Genomic DNA, 6,137 nt, shown 5'->3' with positions numbered 1-6,137 from the left:
TTCCCATTGGATCGAAGTTTTCAATCGCACAGACAATAATGCAGTTGTCGTTTTTATCTCGCACCACTTCCATTTCATATTCTTTCCAGCCGATCAGTGATTCATCAATCAACAGTTCGTTGGTCGGGGAAAGATCCAGCCCTCGGCGACAAATTTCATCAAACTCTTCTTTATTGTAAGCAATACCGCCGCCCGTACCGCCCATCGTAAAGGAAGGACGAATAATGCAAGGAAAACCCACCATCTCCAAAACTTGGTAAGCTTCTTCCATCGTTTTTGCCGTATCCGCACGAGGGCATTCAAGCCCAATGGATTTCATGGCCTTATCAAAACGTGAGCGATCTTCTGCTTTATCAATCGCATCAGCGGTTGCCCCGATCATTTCGACTCCGAACTCAGCCAATACACCGTGCTTTTCTAGTGCCAGCGCACAGTTCAGCGCTGTCTGACCGCCCATGGTTGGCAAAATAGCATCTGGACGTTCCTTTTCGATGATCTTACGTACCACTTCCCAGTGGATCGGTTCAATATAGGTTGCATCCGCCATTTCTGGGTCTGTCATGATGGTTGCTGGGTTAGAGTTAACTAAAATAACTCGATACCCTTCCTCGCGCAGCGCTTTACAAGCTTGTGCACCTGAGTAGTCAAACTCACAAGCCTGACCAATAACAATCGGACCTGCACCTAAAATAAGAATGCTCTGAATGTCTGTACGTTTTGGCATTATTTACTACTCCAAATTAAGCGCGGTATTGTTTAATGAGTTCGATGAAGTGATCAAAAAGCGGAGCTGCATCATGCGGACCTGGACTTGCTTCAGGGTGACCTTGGAAGCTAAAGGCCGGTTTATCCGTACGACAAATCCCTTGCAAGGTGCCATCAAATAAAGATTTATGAGTTGCTCGAACATTGTCCGGTAAGGTAGCTTCATCAGCCGCAAAACCGTGGTTTTGTGAAGTAATCATAACGACATTAGTCGCTAAATCTTTGACTGGATGGTTAGCTCCATGGTGACCAAATTTCATTTTTACCGTTTTAGCACCGGATGCAAGCGCTAGAATTTGGTGACCTAAACAAATACCAAATATAGGTAAGCCCTTATCTAAAAAAGTTTTGGTCGCTTCAATGGCATAAGTACAGGGTTCTGGATCACCCGGGCCATTAGAAAGAAAAATACCGTCAGGGTTAAGTGCTAACACGTCTTGTGCAGAGGTTTCAGCTGGAACGACCGTTAACCGGCAGCCACGATCCACCAGCATACGTAAGATATTGCGCTTGGCACCAAAGTCATAAGCCACAACATGGTATGGCAATTCGTTGTCATCTTTGGCTTCAGGTAGACCGCCTTCTAGCGTCCATGATCCTTGCTTCCAAGAGTAGGCTTCTTTAGTTGAAACTACCTTTGCCAGATCCATCCCTTTTAATCCAGGAAACTCTTGAGCTTTGCCGAGCGCAAGCGCTTGGTCAAGATGATCACCGGCCATTAAACAGCCGTTTTGCGTTCCATGTTCACGTAAATGACGTGTCAGTTTACGTGTATCGATCTCAGCAATACCAACAATATTTTGTGACTTGAGATAATCAGAGAGAGAACGTTCGCTGCGGAAATTGGAAGCAATCAGAGGGAGATCGCGGATAACTAAACCTTGAGCATGGATGGAAGAGGATTCTTCGTCTTCGGAATTGGTTCCGGTATTGCCAATGTGGGGATAAGTGAGAGTAACAATTTGCTGAGAATAGGAAGGGTCAGTGAGGATTTCTTGGTACCCCGTCATCGAGGTATTAAAAACAACTTCACCAACGGAAATACCCTCAGCGCCAATGGACACTCCGTGGAACACTGTCCCATCTTCCAGGACTAACAGTGCGGATTTACTCAAGATAACCTCCAGAATAAAGATGCATAAAATATAAATTAATTTGCAAACTTGCCATCCTTTTCGCTTAGATACTTTGCTCGAGGGAGTTTTAGACAAATTGGCGGTATTCTAAAGTTCACCCTGATTCCTGTCAATATTCACAGATAAATAAAATTTCAATTCAGCGCACTACAAAGTAAAAACACATTAAAACCAGCAAAAAAATACGTTTTAAGCTCGTTTTTTATCCATAACTCTTAAAGTGAATAAAAAACATCGCATAAAAGAGCAAAAAAAAATAAAAAAAAACAACAACACAAAAAGCAAACGATAAACCAATGGAGAGATATGGAAAAATACAACCCTGATGTAAAAACAATAAGAATAACCAAAAAAATCACACAAAACGTGACAAAAAAAGGCCAATAAAGAAAAGATAAATTAATGAAAAAAAAGAGAGAAAAAAAGAAGCGCCAAATTTTGTTGGCGCATAATTATGTAATTACAGTTCATTTAAATCAAGCACATCGGTCATTGAATAAAAACCTGGCTGTTTATCTGCTAGCCAAACGGCTGCTTTCACTGCACCGTTGGCAAATGTCATTCGATCAGTCGCTTTATGGGTAATTTCAACTCGCTCACCAATATCAGCAAACATCGCTGTATGTTCGCCAACAATATCTCCTGCACGAATGGTGGCAAAGCCAATTTCATTCCGTTGTCGCTCACCAGTAATGCCTTCACGTGCATAAACGGCCACATCACTCAACTGATTACCCATCGCTTCAGCAATTGCCTCTCCCATACCAATCGCAGTGCCGGATGGTGCATCTAGTTTATATCGGTGGTGAGCCTCGATAATCTCGATATCGCAATAGTCTCCCATCACTTTTGCTGCTTTTTCAAGCAACTTAAACACTAAGTTTACACCTACACTGTAATTCGGGGCCATGACGATTGGAATCATAGTGGCTGCTTCATCAATTATTGCTCGCTCTGATTCGTTAAATCCAGTCGTACCGATGACCAGTTTTTTACCATATTGCTGGCATAGTTCGATATTGGCTAAGGTACTTGCTGGGGCGGTAAAATCAATCATCACATCAAAGTCATCAATCGCAAGCTCTAGGTTATCCACCAAGGCGACATCAAAGCGCCCCTCACCACATAGCTCACCAATATCAACACCAATAAGTGAAGACTCAGGACGCTCCGATCCGGCCCCTACCGTTGTTTCTGGATGATAATGACTGGCTTTAACTAAATTACGGCCCATTCGGCCTGCTGCACCTGCAATCGCAATTCTTACCATTGCATTCTCTCCATTTTTATGTCATGTGTACGATACACATGCTCTATCCAAACGTTAGCTCTAAACTACCAACTATCGTTGATGGTGGCTAGCTTAACAAAACTCTTTGATCACTCTTTCAACAATCGGGATATTGGCTTCAGGAAAGGAATAGTCAGCAAGCTCGCCGATTGACACCCATTGACCTTGCTGACCTTCTTTACCAAACGGCTGTTGATTAAAAGCATCGATCAGCATGAAATCAAACTTGAGCGATTTATCAGGATAATCGAACTCAAGATGCTGAAACAAAGACTGCGCTATCACTTCGATTCCCACTTCCTCTTCCAGCTCCCGAGACATGGCCTGCTCAATCGTTTCTCCAGCTTCAACTTTACCACCAGGAAATTCCCACAACCCACCTTGGTGTTTCTCATCTGGCCGCTTAGTAATAAATACCTGTGAGCGTTCAGCGTTAAGGATAATTCCAGCCACAATATGAATACGCTTCATTATTGGTTCCTTTATACAATAATAGATAACGAGATCAATACATCACACTCGCTGACCATTAAAGAGAGGATGCATTAATCCATAGAAAAAAGAGCCGCCAATGCGACTCTTTTATGTGAAAATTAAGCAGGGCGACACACTACGCTATCTTACCGTGACATTGCTTATATTTTTTACCACTACCGCATGGGCAAGGTTCATTACGGCCGACCTTTCGTTCATCTCGAACGATAGGCTGATGAGCTTTTTCATCGGATTCATTATCCAGTTGAGCATGCTGAGCTTGTACCCGTTTAGCGACTTCTTCAGCTTGAGCTTGACGCTGTGCTTCCATTCGCTCAACTTCTTCTTGCTGTTGTACTCTAACTTTAGACAAGATAGCGATAACATCTGATTTTAATGACTCAAGCAGATCTTGGAACAGTTCAAACGATTCTCGCTTATACTCTTGTTTCGGATTTTTTTGCGCATAGCCACGTAAATGGATACCTTGACGAAGATGATCCATTGCTGCCAAATGTTCTTTCCATAAGGTATCAAGGGTTTGCAACATAACCGATTTTTCGAAGTTGCGCATGACAGAGGCACCGACGGCTTGCTCTTTTTGTTGGTAAACGCTCACAGCTTGCTCAAGAATGCGTTCACGTAACGCTTCTTCATACAATTTATCGTCTTCATCTAACCACGCTTGAATGGGAAGAGAAAGATCAAAATCATTTTTTAAACGCTCTTCTAACCCACTAATATTCCACATATCTTCCAAAGATTGGGGGGGAATATATTCATCAATCACAGCCGTTAGCACATCCACTCGATTTTGCTCAATCATGTCACTGATATCATCGACGCGCATCAACTCATCACGTAGTTCATAGACCACTTTACGTTGATCGTTTGCTACATCGTCATACTCAAGCAATTGTTTACGGATATCAAAGTTACGCCCTTCGACTTTCCGCTGGGCCTTTTCAATCGAGCGAGAAAGCATTTTACTTTCAATTGCTTCGCCTTCTTCCATACCACTTTGAATTAGGCTCGCCATCCGATCTGAGGTAAAGATCCGAAGGAGGCTATCTTCCATCGACAAGTAAAAGCGCGAAGAACCGGCATCGCCTTGGCGACCAGAACGACCACGTAGCTGGTTATCAATCCGGCGTGATTCATGGCGCTCAGTACCAATGATATGTAAGCCTCCGGCTTCTAATACCTGATCGTGAACTTTTTTCCATTCCGTTTTGATTTGCTCAATCTGTTCAGGAGTCGGATTACTTAAGCTTTCCACTTTGGCTTGCCAACTTCCGCCCAAAACAATATCTGTACCACGTCCGGCCATGTTTGTCGCAATCGTTACCGCACCAGGAGTACCGGCTTGAGCGACAATTTCAGCCTCTTTTTCATGGAACTTAGCATTAAGGACGTTATGCTTAATCTTTGCTTTCTTAAGGGCATCCGCTAACAGCTCTGATTTTTCAATCGAGATTGTCCCCACTAGGACTGGCTGACCTTTCGCAACACGCTCTTTTATATCTTCAATAATCGCGGCAAATTTCTCAGCTTCAGTACGGTATACCACGTCGGGCATATCATCACGAACCATTGGTTTATTCGTTGGAATTACTACCGTTTCTAAACCATAAATAGATTGGAATTCAAATGCTTCCGTATCAGCTGTACCGGTCATACCCGATAGTTTTTCATAAAGGCGGAAATAATTTTGGAAGGTGATCGAAGCCAATGTTTGGTTTTCATTCTGAATTTTCACACCTTCTTTAGCTTCTACTGCTTGGTGTAAGCCATCAGACCAACGACGGCCAGGCATGGTTCGTCCTGTGTGTTCATCAACGATAACCACTTCGCCTTCGTCCGTCACAATATAATCTACGTTTTTCTCAAATAAGACGTGAGCACGCAATGCTGCATTAACATGATGCAGTAAGCTGATATTCGTTGGAGAGTAGAGGGTATCCCCTTCTTGCATCATGCCGTTATTGACAAGAAGTTCTTCCACATATTCTTGACCCGTTTCGGTGAGATAAACCTGTTTTGATTTTTCATCAACCGTATAATGCCCATCACCACGGTATTCCTCTGAATCTTCTTTATCTTGCCGCTTAAGATTGGGAATCAGGGTGTTGATACGAGTATAAAGCTCTGAGCTATCTTCCGCGGGGCCTGAAATAATCAACGGCGTACGCGCTTCATCAATTAAGATCGAGTCCACCTCATCGACAACTGCAAAAAAACGTTCACGCTGGACACGATCTTCCATTCGGAAAGCCATGTTGTCGCGTAAATAATCAAACCCAAACTCATTGTTTGTACCATAAAGAACATCGGCTTGATAAGCTTGCTTTTTCTCGTGAGGAGGCATATTAGGTACGTTAACACCAACCGTCATGCCTAAAAATTCAAATAAAGGACGGTTTGTTTCGGCATCACGCTTAGCTAGATAATCGTTGACGGTAACAATGTGT

Annotated in this window: 5 protein-coding genes; all 5 read right to left on the bottom strand. The window is 43.1% G+C overall.

From position 1 onward, the window contains the following. Positions 1–724 (bottom strand): carbamoyl phosphate synthase preATP-grasp domain-containing protein (locus B7C60_RS19045; RefSeq protein ID WP_483887761.1); only part of this gene is annotated, 724 nt, incomplete at its 3' end. A gap of 16 nt (positions 725–740) precedes the next feature. Further along, on the bottom strand, positions 741–1,880 hold the full coding sequence (carA, locus tag B7C60_RS11865; protein ID WP_099611828.1) for a glutamine-hydrolyzing carbamoyl-phosphate synthase small subunit: 1,140 nt from the start codon (positions 1,878–1,880) through the stop codon (positions 741–743). A 481-nt stretch (positions 1,881–2,361) separates the two neighbouring features. Beyond that, positions 2,362–3,171: a 4-hydroxy-tetrahydrodipicolinate reductase gene (dapB, locus tag B7C60_RS11860; RefSeq protein ID WP_099611827.1), complete on the bottom strand. Its 810-nt coding sequence runs from the start codon at positions 3,169–3,171 to the stop codon at positions 2,362–2,364. 93 nt (positions 3,172–3,264) lie between these two features. Further along, positions 3,265–3,663 (bottom strand): 8-oxo-dGTP diphosphatase MutT, encoded by a 399-nt coding sequence (gene mutT, locus B7C60_RS11855; RefSeq protein WP_099611826.1) that lies wholly within the window; start codon positions 3,661–3,663, stop codon positions 3,265–3,267. Between the two features lie 139 nt (positions 3,664–3,802). Further along, positions 3,803–6,137, bottom strand: a 2,335-nt coding sequence (secA, locus tag B7C60_RS11850; protein ID WP_245869278.1) for a preprotein translocase subunit SecA, incomplete at its 5' end; no start/stop codon positions are given.

Origin of the sequence: Vibrio fujianensis, assembly GCF_002749895.1 — a bacterium.
Lineage (GTDB): Bacteria > Pseudomonadota > Gammaproteobacteria > Enterobacterales > Vibrionaceae > Vibrio > Vibrio fujianensis.
This window is presented reverse-complemented; position numbering and strand designations above follow the sequence as displayed.

Excerpts from the sequence above, each read along its gene's own strand:
- dapB (WP_099611827.1), bottom strand. The coding sequence starts at position 3,171 with ATGGTAAGAATTGCGATTGCAGGTGCAGCAGGCCGAATGGGCCGTAAT.
- mutT (WP_099611826.1), bottom strand. The coding sequence starts at position 3,663 with ATGAAGCGTATTCATATTGTGGCTGGAATTATCCTTAACGCTGAACGC.